This is a genomic window from Dyella choica (assembly GCF_003977665.1).
GTDB lineage: Bacteria > Pseudomonadota > Gammaproteobacteria > Xanthomonadales > Rhodanobacteraceae > Dyella_B > Dyella_B choica.
In genome coordinates this window covers 55,384-75,209 of sequence record NZ_RYYV01000020.1, presented here as the reverse complement: position 1 = coordinate 75,209, position 19,826 = coordinate 55,384, and the positions used below count along the sequence as shown (strand labels likewise).

Genomic DNA, 19,826 nt, shown 5'->3' with positions numbered 1-19,826 from the left:
GCGGTTCATCGGCATGGCGGCACCTCCGCTTGAGGGATGCCGCCATGCTCGCCCTACCTCTGCTCACCTACTGAGACTCGACGCTAATCAAGTGCCGGGCAGGATCCCGAGTACTACGACTTTGCGTACAGCTGGGCTTGGCGGGTCGCCACCACACCTTCGCTTTCTGCGTACTACCAGACCGACATGATCACGCTGCTGCGGCAGCTGCGCAGCCCGCATGCATCCGACAGGGCGCAAGCGCTGCAACGAGTAAGGCATCTGGCGCTGGCCTTTGAATTTCAGGAACCAGCTCTTGGGGTTGGGTTACCGCTAATGAGTCCGGACCGTTTCCGCTGCCCGATACTGGACGCGCTAGACGATGAGGCCAAGCGAGCCACTGACCAGGCCGAGCGGCATTCGTTGATCGCTATGGCTGCGACCATCCGCCCAACTGGGCCGATGCCCATGTGCCACATGCAGATCTTCTGATCGGCGAACCTGCTGCAGCTGGCCGTATCTCCAATGGCCTGCCCGCGCACGACCCGTGATGACGTGAGCAGGCCCCGCAGCTCGCCCCGGTGCCCTAATTTCCAAACTGCGCCGTTTCATTAACCAGCCCTTGAAAGCCCGTCCGACTCCCCCATAACCCCTTGCACGACCTGGACGGCCCCTATTGCAGGGGTTTTTTTGGCGACTAGAATTGGCACTCACGTACCTCGAGTGCTAACAACGGTGTCAAGGCCGGCCCGGGGTCACCCTTTTTCATCCATAAGCCAAAGCTGGAGTTCATCCCATGAGCAAACTGCGTCCGCTGCACGATCGCGTCATCGTCAAGCGCCTGGAGGAGGAGCGTGTCTCCGCCGGCGGCATCGTCATCCCCGATAGCGCTACCGAAAAGCAGACCCGCGGTAAGGTCGTCGCCGCCGGTGAAGGCCGCATCCTGGAAGACGGCAAGGTTCGTCCGATGTCGGTCAAGGCCGGTGAAACCGTGCTGTTCGGCAAGTACGCCGGCCAGGAAATCAAGATCGACGGCGAAGAGCTGGTCTTCCTGAAGGAAGACGACATCGTGGCGGTGCTTGAGGGCTGATTGGGGGAAGCGCGAAAAGCTAAGCCGCGCATCTCTTAGGCCTTACCGCAAGATTTTCCGTATTTAAATTAAATTTTTGAGGCAAAAATTTATGGCACCCAAAGAAGTCCGCTTCAGCGAAGACGCGCGCTCGCGCATCCTCAAGGGCGTGAACACCCTGGCCAACGCGGTCAAGGTCACGCTGGGCCCGAAGGGCCGCAACGTCGTGCTCCAGAAGAGCTTCGGCGCCCCGACCGTCACCAAGGACGGCGTGTCCGTCGCCAAGGAAATCGAGCTGGCCGATCCGTACGAGAACATGGGCGCCCAGATCGTCAAGGAAGCCGCTTCCAAGACCTCCGACAACGCCGGTGACGGCACCACCACCGCTACCGTTCTGGCCCAGGCGTTCATCCGCGAAGGCATGAAGGCCGTGGCCGCCGGCATCAACCCGATGGACCTCAAGCGCGGCATCGACAAGGCCGTGCACGCCTCGGTGGAAGAGCTGAAGAAGCTGTCCAAGCCCACCGCTGACGACAAGGCCATCGCCCAGGTCGGCACCATCTCCGCCAACTCCGACGCCGCCATCGGCGACATCATCGCCACCGCGATGAAGAAGGTCGGCAAGGAAGGCGTGATCACGGTCGAGGAAGGCTCAGGCCTGGAGAACGAGCTGGACGTCGTGGAAGGCATGCAGTTCGACCGCGGCTACCTCTCGCCGTACTTCATCAACAACCAGCAGAGCCAGCAGGTCGAGCTGGAAGACCCGTTCATCCTGCTGCACGACAAGAAGATCTCCAACGTGCGCGAGCTGCTGCCGGTGCTGGAAGGCGTGGCCAAGGCGGGCAAGCCGCTGCTGATCGTGGCCGAGGAAGTGGAAGGCGAGGCGCTGGCCACCCTGGTGGTCAACACCATCCGCGGCATCGTCAAGGTTGCCGCCGTGAAGGCCCCTGGCTTCGGTGACCGCCGCAAGGCGATGCTGGAAGACATGGCCATCCTCACCAATGGCCAGGTCATCTCCGAGGAAGTGGGCCTGCAGCTGGAGAAGGCCACCGTGGCCGATCTGGGTCGCGCCAAGAAGATCGTGGTGACCAAGGAAAACACCACCATCATCGACGGCGCCGGCGAAGCCGAGAAGATCCAGGCCCGCATCAAGCAGATCAAGGCGCAGATCGAGGAGACCACCTCCGACTACGACCGCGAAAAACTGCAGGAACGCGTGGCCAAGCTGGCCGGCGGCGTGGCAGTGATCAAGGTCGGTGCCGCCACCGAAGTCGAAATGAAGGAAAAGAAGGCTCGCGTCGAAGACGCCCTGCACGCCACGCGCGCTGCGGTGGAGGAAGGCGTGGTGCCGGGCGGCGGCGTGGCGCTGATCCGTGCGCTGACGGCCATCGAAAACCTGAAGGGCGACAACGAAGACCAGAACCTCGGCATCGCCATCACCCGCCGCGCGCTGGAAGCACCGCTGCGCGAGATCGTCGCCAACGCCGGCGCCGAGCCGTCCGTGATCGTCAACCAGGTCAAGGAAGGCAAGGGCAACTACGGCTACAACGCCGCCAACGGCGAGTTCGGCGACATGGTCGAATTCGGCATCCTGGACCCGACCAAGGTCACCCGTTCGGCCCTGCAGTACGCTTCGTCGGTCGCGGGCCTCGCGATCACCACCGAAGCGATGGTGGCCGAGCTGCCGAAGAAGGAAGAGCACAACCATGCCCCGGCCGGCGGCATGGGCGGCATGGGTGGCATGGACTTCTAAGTCCCGCCTAGCCAACGCCAAGTGTTGGAGAAAGCCCCGCGTAAGCGGGGCTTTCTTTTTGCCAAAACGTGACGCGCAGCACATTTCGTCGCTACACTCGCCCCTGCCGCAGGAGAGCGGCACAGGACAGGGGGAAAGGGACATGCACAACCAAGGGAACGCCGCGCACATTTTCCTGCCGGAGATCGAGGACACGGTCTTCGAAGGCAGCCACGGCCGGCTCGTGTTCGAATTCCACGGCAATGCCCGCGACTACTTCCGCATCTGGATCGTCAACGTCGCCCTGAGCATCATCACGCTGGGACTTTATTCGGCTTGGGCCTCGGTGCGCACCAGGCGTTACATGTATGCCAATACCGCGCTGGGCGGCTCGCGTTTCGAGTACCTGGCCGAGCCCATACCCATCTTGCGCGGTCGCCTGCTGGCAGCCGCCATTGTGGCGCTGCTTGCGCTTGCGCCGCATGTTTCGATGCGTTTGCTGGCTGCTTGCATCGGTGTGATGGGCCTTTTGATGCCCTGGTTCATCGTTAAAGGCATGCTGTTCCGCGCCCGCTATTCGGCCTGGCGCGGCGTGAACTTTCGCTTCGATGACGATTACGTCGGCGCCTATAAATGGTATCTGGTGATTTACGCGGTGATGGCGGTGCTGGCCCTGGTGGCGATGAAGCTTTTGATCACCAACGGGCATCAGATCGTGGCGGCGCTGTTGATCATGATCGGCGTGTCCGTGTTCCAGTTCATGATCTATCCATGGGTAAGGGGCAAGCAGCAACAATGGATGGCCGAACAGCATTACTTCGGCGGCAAGGCTTTCCGCTTCCGGTTCGATCCCAAGGTGTATCGCCGCATTTACCGCCGGGTGCTGGGCATCTACATCCTGAGCGCGATTCCTGCGGCGATCCTCGTGTTCGAGATCCAGCGGACCTTGGGCTGGACGCCGGCGGAACTGCATCAGCATCCCTTGACCGTCAAGGCGCTGAGTTACCTGTATGCCGGACCGATCAACCTGGCGATCTGGGCCTATATCCGCGTGCGCATGACCAATGCGCTCTACAACCACACCAGTATCGGGCCCTACCAGCTTGAGTCTTCGCTAAGTTACGGGGAGATGCTGCGCATCTACTTCACCAATGCGGCGGCGATCATCTGCACGCTGGGGCTGGCCACGCCGTGGGCGGTCATCCGGGTGGCCCGTTATCGCGCGGAGCATTTGCGGCTGGAAGGCAGCGGCAGCCTGGACGAGTTCGTGCAAACCTCCTCTCGCCGAGCTCGCGTGAGCGCGCTGGGATCGGAGGTCGACAGTTTGCTGGGCTTCGACATCGGCCTGTAGCCATGGTGCGTGGCGAATATCTCGACGGGCGGAGCACCCGCATACGGCAGGTGCAAGTCATGCTGGAGGGCGATCAGCTCAGCTGGCGCGGCGATGGCGTGCAAGGAGCAGCGCTGCTAGTACAGGTGAACGTCAGTGCGCGCATGACCGGCGTGCCTTTCACGCTGCGTTTGCCGCATGGTGCGCAACTGCAGATCGACTATGACGACATGCCGGCCGACTGGTTCCGAGGCCGCAATCGGATCGAATCACTGGTCGATTGGCTGGAGAGAAAGCGTTGGGCTGCCTTGGCTAGCGTGCTTGCCATCGGCCTGGGCCTGATCGGTTGGCTTGAATACGGTATGCCATGGATGGCCGATCGCGTCGCTGCCCGCATGCCGCAGCGCATGGATGTGGCGATGGGGCAGCAAACCCTGGTGTTGATGCGCGGACGCATGCTGCTGCCCAGCCAAGTGCCGGCCGAACGACAGGCACACCTGCAGGCGTTGTTTGACCGGTTTTCGCGCAACGTGGCTGGATTGCCAGCCGTCCATCTCGCCATCTACGACTCGCCGTCGATAGGTGCCAATGCCTTCGCCCTGCCTGACGGTACGGTGGTGTTTACCGATGCGATCTTGAAGGCGCTGCCCGATGACCGATCGTTTCTCGCCGTGGCGGCACACGAACTGGGTCATCTGGCGCATCATCACCAGATGCGCGAGGTCATGCGCCATGTCGGCTCGACTCTCATGATCAGTTTGGCATTCGGCGACGTGACTTCGTTGAGCGGGGTCAGCGCGGCCCTGCCGACTTTTCTGCTGAACAACCATTACTCGCGCGCGTTCGAAGCCGACGCCGACGACTTCGCCTTCAAGACGCTGGCGCAACAGTCGGTCGATCCCATTGCCTTTGCCGACGCCATGCATGCGCTGGAACAAGCGCATCCTGGCGAAGCCGGCGGAGGTGAGGTCCGCTACATGTCCAATCATCCCCTGACCGAAGAGCGGATTGAGAAGGCGCAAGCCGCTTCGCACCAATTCCAGCTAGGCAGGCACTAGGGCTGCTCTGGATAACTGCATCTGCGTCTGGCTGCGCGTAGGCTGGGATGACAATCCCAGCATCGCACAGTGCGCGTGCATGGCAATGCTGGGTTTGGCAACCCGCCTACACGCTGCGAGAAACGTGTCATGCCGAAAATGGGTAGCGGCTCCGTTGCGCACCTCGGCATTTGGGAGTTCGATCACGTTTTTCGCAGTGGGGGCTCGTCGTAAATTTCACCCTGTTTGCCAGCATCGACCAAACAGGGGAACTTCATTCGATGATCGAGCTGGAAATCCAGATCCTGTCCCATCGCCGCGAAGGCTTGCTGGTGGAACTGGGCCGCGCGGTGGCCGCCGGAGGTTTCGCGCTGCTACGCCAGCGCGTGTATCAGGACGAGCAAGGTGCGTGGCTGGTCATGGTCGTGCGTGGCGAGCCGGAGAAGCAGCTTGGCCTTGAGGAAGTGTTGGCCACGCATGATCGTGTGCTGAGCTTCGAGGCCACGTTGTTGGCACCGGGCGCCGTAACGCAAGCGGCAATGTCGCCAGCGTCACGCGCGGCCGATGTTGCGGCGAGTGGTTCGGCGCCGGCGTCGATCAGGCATGTCGGGCCCGATGTGCATAAAGTCGAGAGCATGCTGCCGCAACTGGCACGCGATTACCCGAAGATTTTTCCGTGGCTGCTCGCCTTGGAGCACGAGGTCGCTGCCGAAGCACGCGAAGCATCCCTGTTGCTGGCGGGGCGGCGCACCGGCATCTGGGTGTTCAAGCGTGACTACGAGGCAGGCGGCAAGCTGGGCCTGGCCGATGCGATCAAGCGCATCGCGGCGCCTGCCTTGCGCTTGCTGGTGGCGATCGATGTACGCGAGCGCCACTTTCATATCCAGGACTGCCCGTTGTGCCCACCTGGCGGCCATTCCGGTTGCAAGTTCTTCAGCGGCTATCTCGAAGGCATGCTCGGCGCGTCGTCCGCGCCGCAGGGTGTGCTCGTGCGCAATCTGCATTGCCGCAGCAACAACGGCCAGGGCGATTGCCTGCTTGAGGTTTTGCATTGACTCGCCACTGGAGGTAGTAGCCATGCCTGATCATCAGCACTACAACACCTTGCTGGTCCTGCTCTCGTACCTGATATCCGTGCTTGGATCGTTTGCCGCTCTGCAATGGGCCGTGGTCATTCCTTTGGCGAAAACCCCGCGTCAGCGTACGGCAGCCGTGTTGGCAGCTGGCGCGGCGATGGGTGTAGGGGCGATCTGGGCCATGCATTTCATCGCCATGCTCGCTTGCGACATGGGCATGCCGGTGACTTATGACCCCGTGCTCACCGCGCTGTCCGCCATCATTGCCTTCGGTGCCTGCTCGCTGGGCCTGTTCATTGCCAGCAGCGGCGCCTTCAGCTGGGCCAAGCTGGCCGCGGCAGGCATCTGCATGGGGCTGGGCGTTACCGGCATGCACTATCTGGGCATGGCTGCGATGATGATGGCGGCGTACTCAACCTACGACATGAACCTGGTGGCGACCTCGTTGCTCATCGCCATTGTGGCCTCGATCGTCGCCCTGTGGCTGGCTTTCCATCTGCGCGGCCGCGTGCAGATGATCGGCAGCGCGCTGGTGATGGGGCTTGCGGTTTGCGGCATGCATTACACCGGCATGGCGGCTTTCGATATCGATGAAAACGGCGCGCAGTTGCCGGCCGGTTTTGCCCACGGCATGCGTGGCGACCATCTGGGCGTGACCATTTTCGTCGTGTCCGTGGCGCTCCTGGCAACAGCCCTGGTCGTCCATTACAAGCGGCAGCAGCGGCGGGCGGCAATCACCATTTGATGAAGTTGCGGTTTCGAAACCGCAGGATCAGTGATGCGTGCCCATGGCTGCGGAGGCCGGAACATGTTGTTGCTCGTCGTCCTGCTTGGCCACAACGGTGTTGGCAGGCAATAGGCTCGCGGGCAGCATCCGGTCGAGTTTGCCCTTCATGCGCAACACCGCAACGCTGGCCATGTCCTTGTCGAGCAGCAGCTGCTGGCTGTCAATGGGCGGCGGCGCAGCGCCAGGCGCGCGGGTGAGCTTGGCCAGCGATGGTGCGAGTACCTGCGTCAGCGCGAAATAGGCGTCGTCATGAATGCCGGCGCGTTCCAGCAACAGGCCGGGCAGCATCCACGACGCCGTGTCGAAGCGTTGCGGCTCCTCCCGGTTGCGCGGATCGACCAGCAGCCAGGTACCCGCCTGCGCAAGCATGTCCTGGCCGTCGACGAAGCCGGTCGCGCGATACGCGGCGGTAAGGCCCGGCAGATGGTCGCCGTAGAACAGCAGCAAGGTGGGACGGTTGCGCACGGCGAGCAAGCCGGCCAGGCGGCCAAGTTCGGCATCCGCATGTTGCATGTGATACAGGTAGGTTTGCAGCTCCGTCTTGTCCTTGGCGTCGACGGCGGCAGGGACCGGAATCCTATCGCGCGCGGCGGTATCCTTCGGCGGCACGTCATACGGTCCATGCGCCTCCAGGCTGATGGCGAACAGGAACTGGGGTGGGCCGTAATCCTTCAATTGGGCCATGATCTCGTCGGTCATCGCGCTGTCGGCCATGTACTTACCATCCACCGGCGCGTCGCCAGGGAAGCTCGACTGCGACACGAAGCGATCGAAGCCCAAGGCCTTGAACGCGGTATTGCGGTTCCAGAACGTGGGATCGTTGCCGTGGATGGCCACGGTTTCATAGCCGTGCGCGCGCAAGCTGCGCACCATGCTTGGCGCGACCTTGTCGTGCAGTTGCAGATACGGGAACTGCATGTTGTTGAAGTAGCGCAGCGACAGTCCCGTGAGCATTTCGAATTCGGTACGGATGGTACCGCCACCATAGGTGGGTACGTGCAGCGGTCCGCTCATGCCTTGCGCGGCGAGGCGGTCGAGATTGGGCGTGAGCCCGGCGTTTTCGTAACCGCGCACGATGCGTGGATCGAAGAACGATTCGCTCTGGATGACCACGATATCGGGCAGGGCCGTAGCCGGATCTGCAGCTGCTTGCATGTGCGCACGCACCGCGTCGCCGGTGGTTTGCAGCAGATTGCTCACCGCGTTGGGATCGGCCTTCTGCTTGCTGCGCCGGTCCTGCAGATGGAACATCACCAGCGAGCTGACCAGGCCCGAATGACTGGTGGTTGCGGCGGCCGACCAGGGTTCCATCCACAGCTTCCGACCGTTGTAGAGATTGCCCCAGCCGGGCATGCCCAGCAGCAGGGTGATCAGGGTCACGCCGAGCAGCGTACCGATCACGACGCGCCGGCCGCCGGTGCGGGCCGCGAACAGCGGAGGCTCGTGGTGCCACATGGCCACCACCACCGCGACGCCGCCCAGCAAGGCCAGGTAGGGCCACGGGGAATGCGGCAGATAACTGCCCAGCACATGCAGGCCGCCCTTGTGCAACTGGTCCACCATACGGAAGTCGGCCGGCAGCAACGGCGTACCGAGATTGGCCACCTTCAGCGCATTTACACCGTACATCACGCCTTGCATCAGATAGGCGAGGCCGAACGACAACACAGTGCGACGGGTCAGCACCAGTAACAGCAACGCCAGCATCAGGCCCGGCATGGCGTTGGCCAGCGGGATGGCGGGTTGGGCGAGCAACTGGGACACCGCCACGCCGTCGCTGCCGTCGAGCAGGCCGGTGAGCAGGACGAAGGCGGCCATCATCGCCAGTACCAGGGCGGTGCGCGCAGCAGCGGATCGTTTTGACAGCAGGGTGGTGGAAACCAGGGTCATACAGCCCGCGACCTGTCGTTTCTAGGGGAGTGCGGACTGTAACGCGACTGTCATGAATCGGTTGTCATTTGGCCGGCAGGTATCAGTGCAGGTTCATGCCGGACTGTGCTGGTTTTCGCCATGGCGAAGGAAAGCCCCGTGGGCCGCCATCATGGAATGGCGGCCTTTTGCGTGTTCCGACAATGGCTTAGGTGAGTAGGTAGGCTGGGATGATAATCCCAGCGTCGCGCGGGTTGCATACATGGCAATGCCGGGGTTTGCACCCCGGCCTACGATTGCCATCCCCGCCTACGCCAGGCCCGGTAAGTCATGCCGCATCAGCCAGGGGGCGAGGCAGGGTGAATTTTCCCTGCGGCTCGCCGAGCAGTTCGCCATACCAGTGCGAGACGCTCGCTTGCGCGGCCACTTCGCCAAGAATGATCAAGGCGGGCGCGCGAATATCATGGCGTGCGGCAAGGACAGGCAACGCTTGCAGCGCGCCGGTCAAGGTGCGTTGCTGCGGCAACGAGCCACTCTCGATCAGTGCGAACGGTGTATCGGCGGAGCGTCCATGGGCAAGCAGTTGCCGGGCAAGTTCGTCGAGCTGGCTCACGCCCATGTAGATCGCAAGGGTCTGACGCTCACGCGCCAGGTCCGACCAGTCCAGCGTGTCCAGCGATAGCTGGCAGTGTGCAGTAACCAGGCGTACGGATTGCGCATGATCGCGATGAGTGAGCGGTACGCCACTGTAGGCGGCGCACGCAAGCGCAGCAGTAATACCAGGCACGACTTCGTAGTGGATGCCATGTTCGCGCAGGAATTCGAGCTCCTCGCCGCCGCGGCCGAACACGAAGGGATCGCCGCCCTTCAATCGCACCACGCGCTTTCCCTGACGTGCGTGTTGGAGCATCAGTGCATGAATGCTTGCCTGCGGCGTATGCATGGCGCCGCCGCGCTTTCCTACGGCAATGCGTTCTGCGTCGTGGCGTGCGAGGTCAAGGATCGGCTCGCTGATCAATGCGTCGTGCAGGATCACGTCGGCTTCGTTCAGTGCGCGCAGCGCATGCAGGGTAAGCAAGCCGGGATCGCCTGGGCCCGCACCGACCAGGATGACGGAGCCGGATGCCTGCTTCTCCCTACGATCGGTCAGCGCCACGGCAAGCTGCTTTTTCGCCTGGGCAGATGGTGAAATGAGCGATGAAACGTGCGCCGGAACGTCTCGCCGCCAGGCATAAAAACGCCGGTCTGCTGCAGGATCCCGCCGGCGTGCGCGAAGGCGCGCGCGGTAACGCAGTGCGAATTGCAGCAGCGATCCTCGCGTTGGATCGAGCAGGCCTTCGATGCGTTCCCGCAAGCGGCGCGCCAACATCGGCGCCGCTCCTGCGCTGGTGATCGCTACCAGCAGCGGGGAGCGATCGATCAAGGCCGGCACCTGGAAGCTGGAAAGCGACCGATCATTCACCACGTTCACCAGCCGCTGCCTGGCGTGGGCATCGGCGGCGATGCGCGTATTGAGCGGGCGTGAACGGGTGGCGGCGATCACTAGCCATGCCCGTTCGAGCCATTCGGCTTCATAGGAGCCCGCCTGCCAGGTGATGCGACCCTGCTTTGCCCATTCCCGCAATTCGGGCGTCAGTAGCCGGGCTCCCACGGTGATTCGCGCGCCGGCCTTCAGCAGCATGGCGACTCTTCGGGAGGCGACGTCACCGCCCCCCAGCACCAGCACGTGGCGGTCGCGAAGATCGGCAAACAGCGGGTAAAGCGGCATGGAACACGTCCGGAGGAAGGCAGGTGGGTCGGTCAAAACCTGTTCGGCGACTCAGCGCGGGTCTGCTTGCTCACATTACCTGAAGGCTATAGGGCGCCCAGATGCAATCCAAATCACGCGAAAACACTGAACAAGCTGCCACGCTAACGCTGCTGCCCGGCCATGGGAAATGGCTGCAGAGACCGAAGATATGGCCGTATGGCATAGGTCGCGCCAAGGCGCGGAAAGGATTTATAGATGTATAGACGTCCAAATAACGCTGTGTTAAGTTCGATCGAACGGCGAAGAGGCCGGTGTGCGTGGAGCTCGTGATGAAACGCCGTTCAGGGTGGGTCGTGGGTTGTATGTGCTTCGCCATGCGTCAAGCACACCCCTGCGCGCGTTTTTCTCCGGAGCCGATCTCATGACCCTCACGCAACTTCGCTACATCGTCGCCATCGCCGACGCTGGTTTGAACATCACCCTCGCAGCCGACAACGTCCACGCCACCCAATCCGGCATCAGCAAGCAGCTCAAGCAGCTCGAAGGCGAGCTTGGCTTTCAGGTGTTCACCCGTCGCGGCAAGAGCCTGGACGCGGTGACGCCGGCCGGGGCACAGGTGCTGGAGCGGGCCCGCACCATCCTGCATGAGGCACGCAACATCCGCGCATTGGCCGCCAACCTGCGCGAGGAGGCGCAAGGCGAGCTGTCGATGGCCACCACGCATACCCAGGCGCGCTTCGTCCTGCCGGAGGCCATCGCCCGCCTGAAACAGCACTATCCCGAGCTCAATGTGCATATTCGTCCACAAGGCGAAGGACGCATCATCGGCCTGTTCGAAAGCGGCGAGGTGGACCTGGTCATCGTCAGCACCAGCGGTCTGGCGCCGGAGGGTGGCATTGCGGTGCCGCTGTTCCGCTGGTACCGCCGCGCCGTCGTGCCGCAGGGGCATCCGCTGGCCAAGCTGGGGCGTCCCCTGCGGATCGAAGACCTGGCGGCGCACCCGCTGGTCAGCTACGAGTCCTCGCTGCAGCCCGAATCCTCGTTGCGGCGGGCGTTTTCAGCCGCGGACCTGATCCCGCGTATCGCCTGCACCTCGGCAGACGCCGACCTGATCAAGACCTACGTGCTGGCCGGGCTGGGCGTGGGCATCCTGGCCGAGATGGCGATCACTCCGGCCGACACGCGCGAACTGGTCACGCTCGACATCGACACGCTGCTGCCGGTCTGCACAAGCTGGATGGTGCTGCGCCGTGATCACGTGTTGCGCAGCTATGTCGCGCAATTCGCACGGCTGGTGGCGCCGCAGATCGATGAAGCGGAATTGCGCCGGGTGGTGGCTGGAAACGCACAGCCGAACTGGCCCGCGCCGCCGCTGTGGAGCGAGCTTCAGCAGCGCCATGTGCGGCGTACGGTGAATCGCGCCGCCTGAGCGGTCGGGGAGTAACCGCAGTCATTCCGGCGAAGGCCGGAATCCAGTCCAAATACTCGTCCGAAAGACACATCAGCTTTATGCTGAGTGCTTCGCACGACGTGTTGATACTGGATTCCGGCCTTCGCCGGAATAACTACGAGGTACTGTGGGGCTTCCCCTAGACAAGCCTACGAGCCCCACCGAATCGCGGTGAAGCTCGCATCACTTTGCATGGCTCAAACCAGCGCCTGGTTTTGCAGCCACTCCCACACCTTGTTGGCCGCCTCGTTCACCGGCGCCTGGCTGGTATCGATGCGCAGCTCCGGTGCCACCGGTGTTTCGTACGGATCGTCGATGCCGGTGAAACCCTTGATCTTTCCTGCACGTGCCGCCGCATACAGGCCCTTGCGGTCGCGCGCTTCGCAGATTTCCAGCGGAGTGGAGACGTGGATTTCCACGAATCGCCCATGCGCTTCCACCAGCTGCCGCGCTTCGCTGCGCGCGTTGGCATACGGCGCGATCGGTGCGCAGATCACTATGCCGCCGTGGCGGACTACTTCGCTGGCAACGAAGCCGATGCGGGTGATGTTGGCATCGCGGTCCTCACGCGAGAATCCCAACCCCTTCGACAGGTGACGGCGCACTTCATCGCCGTCCAGCATGGTCACGGGACGGCTGCCGGTCTCCAGCAAGCGCGCCAGGACGGCTTGCGCGAGAGTGGATTTGCCCGAGCCGGAAAGGCCGGTGAAGAACAGCGAAAAGCCCTGCCGCTGCTGGGTCGGGTGGCGCTCGCGCAGGATCTTCACCACGTCCGGAAAAGTGAACCATTCCGGGATCGCTTCACCGGTTTGCAGCCGGCGGCGCAGCTCGGTGCCGGAGATGTCGCGTACTTCGTCTTCCGGCTGTACTTCGGTTTGCGGCAGATAGGCGTCACGATTGGCGGCGTAGACCATCGCCGGGAAAGGCACGATCTCGATGTCCAGTTCGGCCTGGTGCCTGGCCAGCAGATGCTGCGCCGCATAAGGATCGTAGAAGGGCTTGCCTTGCGAGTCCTTGCCGGGGCCGGCGTGATCGCGCCCGACGATGAAGTGGCTGGCGCCGTAGTTCTTGCGGATGATGGCGTGCCACAGTGCCTCGCGCGGCCCGCCCATGCGCATCGCCAGCGGCAGCAGGGATAGAGTGGCCTGGTCGTGCGGATAATGTTCCAGCAGTGCGCGGTAGCAGCGCACGCGGGTGTAGTGATCGACGTCGCCGGGCTTGGTGCGTCCCACCGATGGCTGGATCAACAGCTTCGCGCCTACCTGTTCGGCCGCACGCAAAGTCAGCTCGCGATGCGCTCGGTGCATCGGATTGCGGGTCTGGAACGCCACGATGCGATGCCAGCCATGTTGGTGGAACCAGTCGCGCAATTCGCGCGGGCTGCGGCGCAATGAGGTGAAATCGTAATGCGCCGGTGGCTGGATGCCCTGCACGCGGCCACCCAGATACACCGATCCGGTACGATCCAGCAGCTCGGCCACCCCCGGGTGCGCACGATCGGTCGTGCCGAACACCTGGCGCGCTTCGGCGATGCGGTCGGGGAAATACACATCTTCCACCGTCAGCACCGCCAACGGCGTACCCTGCGTGTCGTTGAGGCTGATCTGTGTGTTGTCTGCCAGCTTGGAGGCAAAGGCTTCGTCCACGTCCAGGACGATCGGGATCGGCCACAATGTACCGTCTGCCAGCCGCATCTCGCTCACCACGCGATCGTAGTCCGAGCGTCCCAGGAAGCCTTGCAGAGGCGAGAAGCCGCCGTTTAGCAGCAGTTCCAGGTCGCACAACTGGCGTTGATTGAGTGTCCATTGCGGCAGCGACGCGCTGCGTCGCTTCAACGCTTCGGCTTCGGCGGCCGGAAGATACAGTTCGCGCAGCACACCGCCGTGCGGCGCGACCAGCGCTTCAAGTTCGGCCGAGACAAGCTCGGCAGCGAGGGCTTTCATAGGAGTTCCTCTAATCGGGACAGCGTTTGTTTTTGAATGCAATGAGTGTTGCCTACACGTCCAGATGCAATCCGCATTCGCGCTTGAAGCCGAAAAAGCGGGTGTCCTCCTCGCGCATGCCGGGTTCCCAGCGGCGCGTGGTATGCGTATCGCCAATCGAGATGTAGCCTTGGTCCCACAATGGGTGGTAGGGCAGGTCGTGACGGCGCAGGTAGATGCCGACGTCGCGGTCGGTCCAGTCGACGATGGGATGCACCTTCCAGCGTCCATGCCGGTTATCCAGCACAGGCGCCGCGGCGCGGCTCAGCGACTGCTGGCGACGCAAGCCCGCAAACCACGTGCCGGCGCCGAGATCCGCCAAGGCGCGCTGCATGGGTTCCACCTTGGCGAGCCGGTTGTAGCGGTCGAGTCCTTCGCGCCCCTGGTTCCACAGTTCGCCATGGCGTGCCTCCAGCCACGCCGGCGAGAGACTGGGGCGGATGACGTGGAGATTGAGTGAAAGGCGTTCGGCCAGCTCGTCGATGAACCGATACGTCTCGGGAAACAGGTAGCCGGTATCGATGACGAGCACCGTAATCCCCGGTACGCGCCGGGTCAGCAGGTGCAGCGACAGCGCCGACTGCGCGCCGAAGCTGGAGGAAAGCACGTGCCGGCCCGGAAGCTGTTCCAGCGCCCAGTCGATACGTTCTTCCGCGCCGAGCGCAAGTAGCCCGGCCTCGAGCTTGTCGCGTGCACGCGCGTCATGCGCAGCTTGCTCGGGCGTGGGCAGGTTCATGCGAAAACCTCTGCGTCGATGGCATGGTGTGCTGTCGGCAAGACGCCACTGCGCACTAAGAAGTCGCCGAAACGCTCTTGTTCGTTGCGTTCGGCGGCGTAGTGGGCGAACAGGCCATCCAGCTCGGCGAGGATCTCGGCTTCACCGATGTTTTCGCGCACCAGGCGATTGAGCCTTTGTCCGGCGAAGTCGGCGCCCAGGCGCAGGTCGTAGCGGCCGACGGCGCGGCCCACCAGGGCGATTTCGCCCAGGTACGGCCGCGAGCAGCCGTTCGGGCAGCCGGAGAGGCGCAGCAACATCGGTTCGTCACGCAGTCCATGCCGTTCAAGCAAGGCTTCCAGCTTGGGCAGCAATTGCGGCAGATAGCGTTCGCTTTCGGCCATCGCCAGGCCGCAGGTTGGCAATGCTACGCAAGCCACGGCATGGCGGCGAATGCCGCTGAGCCGGCGATAGCCGTCCAGTTGGTATTCGGCTACCAGTGCGTCGATGCGCTCGCGTTGGGCCGGCGGCACGTTGGCGATGATCAGGTTCTGGTTGCAGGTCAGCCGGAAATCGCCCTGGTGTTGCTCGGCAATCGCACGCAGGCCGCTCAAATGGGGGCGCCCGGGAAGATCGGCCAGCCGGCCGGACTCGATCTGCAAGGTCAGGTGCCAGCGGCCGTCGTCACCCTCGCTCCAACCGTAGCGGTCGCCGTTGTGATCGAAGCGGTACGCGCGCGAGGGTTGCAACGCGAAACCGAGGCGCCGCTCCAGCTCCGCTTTGAATGCACCAACACCCATGCGATCCAGGGTGTATTTCAGGCGTGCGTGCTTGCGTTCCTGGCGATCGCCGTGATCGCGTTGCACTTCAATCACAGCCTCAGCGGTGCGCAGCAGCTGTTCGGGTTCGACGAAGCCGATCACGCTGCCAAGGCGCGGGTAGGTGCTGGCATCCCCGTGGCTTGCGCCCATGCCGCCGCCGACCGAAACATTGAAGCCGAGCAGTTCGCTGCGATCGATGATCGCAACGAAACCCAGATCTTGCGCGAACACGTCCACGTCGTTGGTGGGCGGCACGGCGATGCCGATCTTGAACTTGCGCGGCAGGTAGGTCGGACCGTACAGCGGCTCGCTCTCTTCCTCGCCACCGGCGACCAGCTTTTCATCCAGCCAGATCTCATGGTAGGCGCGCGTCTTCGGCTTCAGATGCTCCGACAGGCGTTCGGCCCAGCGATAGGCGAGCCTATGCGCCGGCGTCTGCACCGGATTGGCGCTGGCGACCACGTTGCGGTTCACGTCGCCGCAGGCGGCGATCGTGCTGACCAGCGCCTTGTTCATGGCGGCAATCGAGCGCTTCAGATCGCGCTTGAGAATGCCATGCAGCTGAAACGTCTGCCGCGTGGTGATGCGCAGGGTGTGATTGGCCCACGTGCGCGCGATGGCGTCGAACGACAGCCATTGGGCGGGACTAAGCACGCCGCCGGCCAGCCGGGCGCGCACCATGAACTGGTAAGCAGGTTCGAGCTTCTGCTTGCGGCGTTCTTCGCGCACGTCGCGATCGTCCTGCTGGTAGCTGCCGTGGAATTTCAGCAGTTTATTGTCGTCCTCGCTGATCGCACCCGTCACCGGGTCGGCGAGGCTTTCGACCAGCGTGCCGCGCAGCAAGCGGCTGTTCGCCTTGATGCGCTCGAAGTCGGAAAGGGTCGCTTTGCTCATGACACGCCTCAATACACGTCGCGGGCGTAGCGGCCCTGCTGGATCAACTGGCTCAGCCAGGCTTCGGCATCTTCGGTCGTCCGGGCGCCCTGTTCGGCGACGATCGCGACCAGGGCCTTGTGTACGTCCCTGGCCATTCGATTGGCATCGCCGCACACGTACAGATGCGCGCCGCTTTCCAGCCATTCGTACAGCCGGCGTCCCTGTTCGATCAATCGATGCTGGACGTAGGTCTTGGTGGCTTGATCGCGCGAGAACGCCAGGTCGAGACGATGCAGCTGCCCGCTCTTCAGGGCCTGCTGCCATTCCACCTGGTAGAGGAAGTCGGAATGGAAATGCGGGTTGCCGAATACCAGCCAGTTGCGCCCTTCGGCGCCGCGCTCGGCTCGTTCCTGCACAAACGCGCGATAGGGCGCAACGCCGGTGCCGGCGCCGATCATGATGATGTCGCGATCATCCTGGGGCAGGCGGAAGCGCTCGTTGGCTTCGATGAACACCGGCACGTTCTCGCTTTCCGCACGGTGTGCGAGGTAACGGCTGGCAGCCCCCCAGCGCGCGTTGCCGTCCAAGGCGTAGTCGACGTGACTGACGGTGAGATGCACTTCGTCACCTACCACCGATTGGCTGGAGGCGATGGAATACAGGCGAGGCGCCAGCGGACGCAGCGCAGCGACCAGGGTTTCCGCTGTCCAATCGGCGGGGTGGCGGCGCAGCAGATCCAGCACCTGCCAGCGCGAGAACAGCGCGGCCAGCGTTTCGCGCGCTGTGGGCAAAAGGAACTCGCGCAACTGGGCATCGCCGCTGCGCTCGGCATGTGCCGCAAAAAAGGGGCGCGTGAGCTGGGTCAGTTCGCGATGCTCGGTCAGCCATGTCCGTAGCGCATGTTCTTCGTTGCCGGCGCGCACAGAGGTGTCGCCGTCGAGCTGCAGTGTGCTCAATACCGCTTCAACCAGCGCCGGCGATTGTGAGGGCCATACGCCAAGCGCGTCGCCGGGCGCATAGTGCAGGCCGGAACCGTCCAGTGAGAATTCGAGATGGCGCACGTCGCGATCGCTGCCACGGCCGGTAATGCGCTGGTTAAGCAACAGCTGTGCCGGAAAGGGCTGCTCGCGATGCCATGCCGGCGTGCTGCGCGCCGTACGCAAAGGGGTGACCTTGGCGAGCGGGGCTGAGGTTTTCAGTTGCTCACGGGCCTGCTGCAGCGCTTGTTCAGTCCAAGGCCGGGCCACGGTTTCCAGGTCGACGTCCGCTTCGCCGGCTGCAAAAAGGCGTTGCGCGCCGAGCGCCGCGAGGCGTTCGTCGAGCTGGCGGCCGACTGCGCAAAAGTTCGGATAGCTGGAATCGCCCAGTCCAAGCACGGCATAGCGCAACGCTTCCAGACTGGGTGCGCGGGCGCCGGCAAGGAACTCGACCAGGGCGCGCGAGTCGTCCGGCGGCTCGCCATCACCTTGCGTACTGATCACCACGTAGAGCAGGCGTTCCTGCTTCAGTTCACGAGTCGCGTACGCATCGGCTCGAACTATGCGCACGGCAAGGCCCGCGGCGGATGCCCGGCGCCCGATATCTTCGGCTAGGCGCTTGGCGTTGCCGGTCTGGCTGCCATAAAGCACAGTGAGCTTGGCTTGCGCTTCGGTGGGCGCTGCAGGTTCGGCGGCGGAACTTCTGCCGGGCAGCTGGCGTTGACCGGCCACACCCGCAAGATAGCCGGAGAGCCACAACAGCGTAGGCGCTTCCAGCCCGTCGATCAGACGCGCAACCAGGGGCTGCTTGTCTTCGGGCAACGGTGATAAGGTGGCGGCGGTCATTGATTTGCATCCCTGGACGTTTAGACGTCCATCTGAATGCGACGATGTTAGAACTTCGTTTTTTGGTGAAGAAATGATGGGCCGGCATATCCGCATGCCATTCCCTCCTTTCCTTCGCAGGAAGCGCGGAAGGCAGCATGGGATCCAGGACGCTCCTCCCCTCTCAAGGCGTTCCAACGGGGTTTTTTCTCACCTACCTTTCACAGGCGCCTGCAGCGGCGCCGGAGTTATCCATGCCGCGACGATCCAGGCCCGCTTTGGTCGTGTTGATTTGGGCCGCTTCGGTCTCGCTGGCGGTGCTGGCCCCGGCCAAGGCCAGGGCAGGTGACGATGACGGGCTTTACCAGTGGCCCACTCACTTCAAGACGGGGGATGGGACGGAACTGGGGCTGGTGCTGCGCTATCAGTACGACGTAAACGATTTTTCGCATGACAAAAACAGGTTCACCGATGCGCATACCAATCGCCGCAAGTACCTGGGCTTCTACGTGAAAAAGCCGGGCGTCTACGACGCCACCGTGTACTACGATTTCCAGTCCAGGCAGTGGCAGGATGTCTTTGCGCGCTTGCAGTCACAAGCGGTGTTGGGCAGCGACTACGGCGCCCTCCGTTTTGGGCAGAGCAAGACCCCGGTGAGTCTTGAAGGCGTCACCACTTCGACCCAGACCACCTTCATCGAGCTGGCCTTGCCCTCGCAGGCGGTCTATGAGAATCGCCGCGTCGGCGCCGATTGGGCAATCCAGCATGCACACTGGCTGGCCAGCCTGGGCTATTACGGGAAAAGCCTTATCGGCAAGAATCGTGGACATACGCTTGCGGCGCGCGTTGCCTGGGTACCGATTCACGAGGCGACGACAGTGCTGCACCTGGGCGTCGCCGCTTCGGAGGAGCATCCCTACGGCCTGGTCAACGCCCTTGGCGTGCAACAACCTGCTACGGCCAGCTTCAAGGCGACTCCAGAGGCGGGGCTTACGGGAGTCAATTTGGTCAGCTCCGGCACGCTCGGCGGCGTCAGCCACATCAATCGCCTGGGGCTGGAAGAAGTGTGGATCGACGGCCCCTGGTCGGTACAGGGCGAATACCTGCGGGCTCAGACCAGCTTCGAGCTACCCAAGCCCCATTATGACCTGGACGGCTATTACCTCTTCGGTAGTTGGGTCCTTACGGGCGAATCACGTCAATACCACGATGGCAACGTCAGCAACGTGATTCCCGCGCGCGCATGGGGCGCGCTGGAGCTGGCCCTGCGCTACAGCGAACTGAACCTCAACGATGGACGGGTGCTGGGCGGCAGGGAGCATGACTGGACGGCGGGGGCGAATTGGTACATCGGCTCGCATCTGCGTTTGCAAGCCAACTACATCCGTGCTTTCAGCAACCGCAGGGGTCTGGTGGTCGATCCACGCATCTTCGAATTGCGTGCCGAGGTTTTCCTGTAGCCCTTCGGGTGAAAACACGGTTTTCGAGCGGGCATATGGATAGGACGACAAGTGCTTTCAGACGTCCAGCCTTCCAAACCTATAGTGCAGC

At 63.1% G+C, this 19,826-nt stretch carries 15 protein-coding genes; 9 read left to right on the top strand and 6 right to left on the bottom strand.

The genetic code is table 11. The annotated features are described in order from the left end of the window. Positions 1-186: 186 nt before the first annotated feature. The 7 genes from EKH80_RS19770 to EKH80_RS19740 all read left to right on the top strand — a co-directional run bounded on the left by EKH80_RS19770 (position 187) and on the right by EKH80_RS19740 (position 6,968). The gene (locus tag EKH80_RS19770) at positions 187-471 is read left to right on the top strand and encodes a hypothetical protein (protein ID WP_126686522.1); all 285 of its coding nucleotides are present in this window, start codon (positions 187-189) and stop codon (positions 469-471) included. Positions 472-775: 304 nt separating this feature from the next. Further along, a complete protein-coding gene (locus EKH80_RS19765; protein ID WP_126686521.1) occupies positions 776-1,069 on the top strand; it encodes a co-chaperone GroES in 294 nt (97 codons plus the stop codon). Between the two features lie 91 nt (positions 1,070-1,160). Continuing rightward, positions 1,161-2,801, top strand: coding sequence for a chaperonin GroEL (gene groL, locus EKH80_RS19760; RefSeq protein ID WP_126686520.1), 1,641 nt, complete (start codon positions 1,161-1,163; stop codon positions 2,799-2,801). A gap of 142 nt (positions 2,802-2,943) precedes the next feature. Beyond that, entirely contained in the window at positions 2,944-4,131 is a 1,188-nt protein-coding gene (locus EKH80_RS19755) for a YjgN family protein (RefSeq protein ID WP_158628898.1), read from the top strand. 2 nt (positions 4,132-4,133) lie between these two features. After that, a complete protein-coding gene (locus tag EKH80_RS19750) occupies positions 4,134-5,168 on the top strand; it encodes a M48 family metallopeptidase (RefSeq protein WP_126686518.1) in 1,035 nt (344 codons plus the stop codon). A 260-nt stretch (positions 5,169-5,428) separates the two neighbouring features. After that, positions 5,429-6,202, top strand: a complete 774-nt coding sequence (locus EKH80_RS19745; protein WP_126686517.1) for a hypothetical protein — start codon at positions 5,429-5,431, stop codon at positions 6,200-6,202. A 22-nt stretch (positions 6,203-6,224) separates the two neighbouring features. Then, the gene (locus EKH80_RS19740; protein ID WP_126686516.1) at positions 6,225-6,968 is read left to right on the top strand and encodes an MHYT domain-containing protein; all 744 of its coding nucleotides are present in this window, start codon (positions 6,225-6,227) and stop codon (positions 6,966-6,968) included. A gap of 27 nt (positions 6,969-6,995) precedes the next feature. Here EKH80_RS19740 and EKH80_RS19735 read toward each other — a convergent pair whose 3' ends face one another. Together EKH80_RS19735 and cysG are read right to left on the bottom strand one after the other, a co-directional pair. Then, entirely contained in the window at positions 6,996-8,900 is a 1,905-nt protein-coding gene (locus tag EKH80_RS19735; protein WP_126686515.1) for an LTA synthase family protein, read from the bottom strand. A 307-nt stretch (positions 8,901-9,207) separates the two neighbouring features. Then, positions 9,208-10,647: a siroheme synthase CysG gene (cysG, locus tag EKH80_RS19730; protein WP_126686514.1), complete on the bottom strand. Its 1,440-nt coding sequence runs from the start codon at positions 10,645-10,647 to the stop codon at positions 9,208-9,210. Between the two features lie 403 nt (positions 10,648-11,050). Here cysG and EKH80_RS19725 point away from each other — a divergent pair, with 403 nt between their 5' ends. Beyond that, positions 11,051-12,058: a LysR substrate-binding domain-containing protein gene (locus EKH80_RS19725; RefSeq protein WP_126686513.1), complete on the top strand. Its 1,008-nt coding sequence runs from the start codon at positions 11,051-11,053 to the stop codon at positions 12,056-12,058. Positions 12,059-12,276: 218 nt separating this feature from the next. Here EKH80_RS19725 and EKH80_RS19720 read toward each other — a convergent pair whose 3' ends face one another. The 4 genes from EKH80_RS19720 to EKH80_RS19705 are packed head-to-tail and all read right to left on the bottom strand — an operon-like array spanning position 12,277 to position 18,296. Further along, complete coding sequence (locus EKH80_RS19720) at positions 12,277-14,022, bottom strand: bifunctional sulfate adenylyltransferase/adenylylsulfate kinase (RefSeq protein ID WP_126686512.1); 1,746 nt, start codon at positions 14,020-14,022, stop codon at positions 12,277-12,279. A gap of 52 nt (positions 14,023-14,074) precedes the next feature. Further along, on the bottom strand, positions 14,075-14,797 hold the full coding sequence (locus EKH80_RS19715; RefSeq protein WP_126686511.1) for a phosphoadenylyl-sulfate reductase: 723 nt from the start codon (positions 14,795-14,797) through the stop codon (positions 14,075-14,077). Beyond that, positions 14,794-16,491: an assimilatory sulfite reductase (NADPH) hemoprotein subunit gene (gene cysI, locus EKH80_RS19710; protein ID WP_126686510.1), complete on the bottom strand. Its 1,698-nt coding sequence runs from the start codon at positions 16,489-16,491 to the stop codon at positions 14,794-14,796. The genes EKH80_RS19715 and cysI overlap by 4 nt, the downstream gene beginning before the upstream one ends. An 8-nt stretch (positions 16,492-16,499) precedes the next feature. Then, entirely contained in the window at positions 16,500-18,296 is a 1,797-nt protein-coding gene (locus EKH80_RS19705; RefSeq protein WP_126686509.1) for an assimilatory sulfite reductase (NADPH) flavoprotein subunit, read from the bottom strand. A gap of 233 nt (positions 18,297-18,529) precedes the next feature. On the opposite strand from EKH80_RS19705, the gene EKH80_RS19700 reads away from it, so the two are divergent. Next, on the top strand, positions 18,530-19,735 hold the full coding sequence (locus EKH80_RS19700; protein ID WP_126686508.1) for an OprO/OprP family phosphate-selective porin: 1,206 nt from the start codon (positions 18,530-18,532) through the stop codon (positions 19,733-19,735). The last annotated feature ends 91 nt before the right edge of the window (positions 19,736-19,826 follow it).

Excerpts from the sequence above, each read along its gene's own strand:
- EKH80_RS19770 (WP_126686522.1), top strand. The coding sequence starts at position 187 with ATGATCACGCTGCTGCGGCAGCTGCGCAGCCCGCATGCATCCGACAGG.
- EKH80_RS19765 (WP_126686521.1), top strand. The coding sequence starts at position 776 with ATGAGCAAACTGCGTCCGCTGCACGATCGCGTCATCGTCAAGCGCCTG.
- groL (WP_126686520.1), top strand. The coding sequence starts at position 1,161 with ATGGCACCCAAAGAAGTCCGCTTCAGCGAAGACGCGCGCTCGCGCATC.
- EKH80_RS19755 (WP_158628898.1), top strand. The coding sequence starts at position 2,944 with ATGCACAACCAAGGGAACGCCGCGCACATTTTCCTGCCGGAGATCGAG.
- EKH80_RS19750 (WP_126686518.1), top strand. The coding sequence starts at position 4,134 with ATGGTGCGTGGCGAATATCTCGACGGGCGGAGCACCCGCATACGGCAG.
- EKH80_RS19745 (WP_126686517.1), top strand. The coding sequence starts at position 5,429 with ATGATCGAGCTGGAAATCCAGATCCTGTCCCATCGCCGCGAAGGCTTG.
- EKH80_RS19740 (WP_126686516.1), top strand. The coding sequence starts at position 6,225 with ATGCCTGATCATCAGCACTACAACACCTTGCTGGTCCTGCTCTCGTAC.
- EKH80_RS19735 (WP_126686515.1), bottom strand. The coding sequence starts at position 8,900 with ATGACCCTGGTTTCCACCACCCTGCTGTCAAAACGATCCGCTGCTGCG.
- cysG (WP_126686514.1), bottom strand. The coding sequence starts at position 10,647 with ATGCCGCTTTACCCGCTGTTTGCCGATCTTCGCGACCGCCACGTGCTG.
- EKH80_RS19725 (WP_126686513.1), top strand. The coding sequence starts at position 11,051 with ATGACCCTCACGCAACTTCGCTACATCGTCGCCATCGCCGACGCTGGT.
- EKH80_RS19720 (WP_126686512.1), bottom strand. The coding sequence starts at position 14,022 with ATGAAAGCCCTCGCTGCCGAGCTTGTCTCGGCCGAACTTGAAGCGCTG.
- EKH80_RS19715 (WP_126686511.1), bottom strand. The coding sequence starts at position 14,797 with ATGAACCTGCCCACGCCCGAGCAAGCTGCGCATGACGCGCGTGCACGC.
- cysI (WP_126686510.1), bottom strand. The coding sequence starts at position 16,491 with ATGAGCAAAGCGACCCTTTCCGACTTCGAGCGCATCAAGGCGAACAGC.
- EKH80_RS19705 (WP_126686509.1), bottom strand. The coding sequence starts at position 18,296 with ATGACCGCCGCCACCTTATCACCGTTGCCCGAAGACAAGCAGCCCCTG.
- EKH80_RS19700 (WP_126686508.1), top strand. The coding sequence starts at position 18,530 with ATGCCGCGACGATCCAGGCCCGCTTTGGTCGTGTTGATTTGGGCCGCT.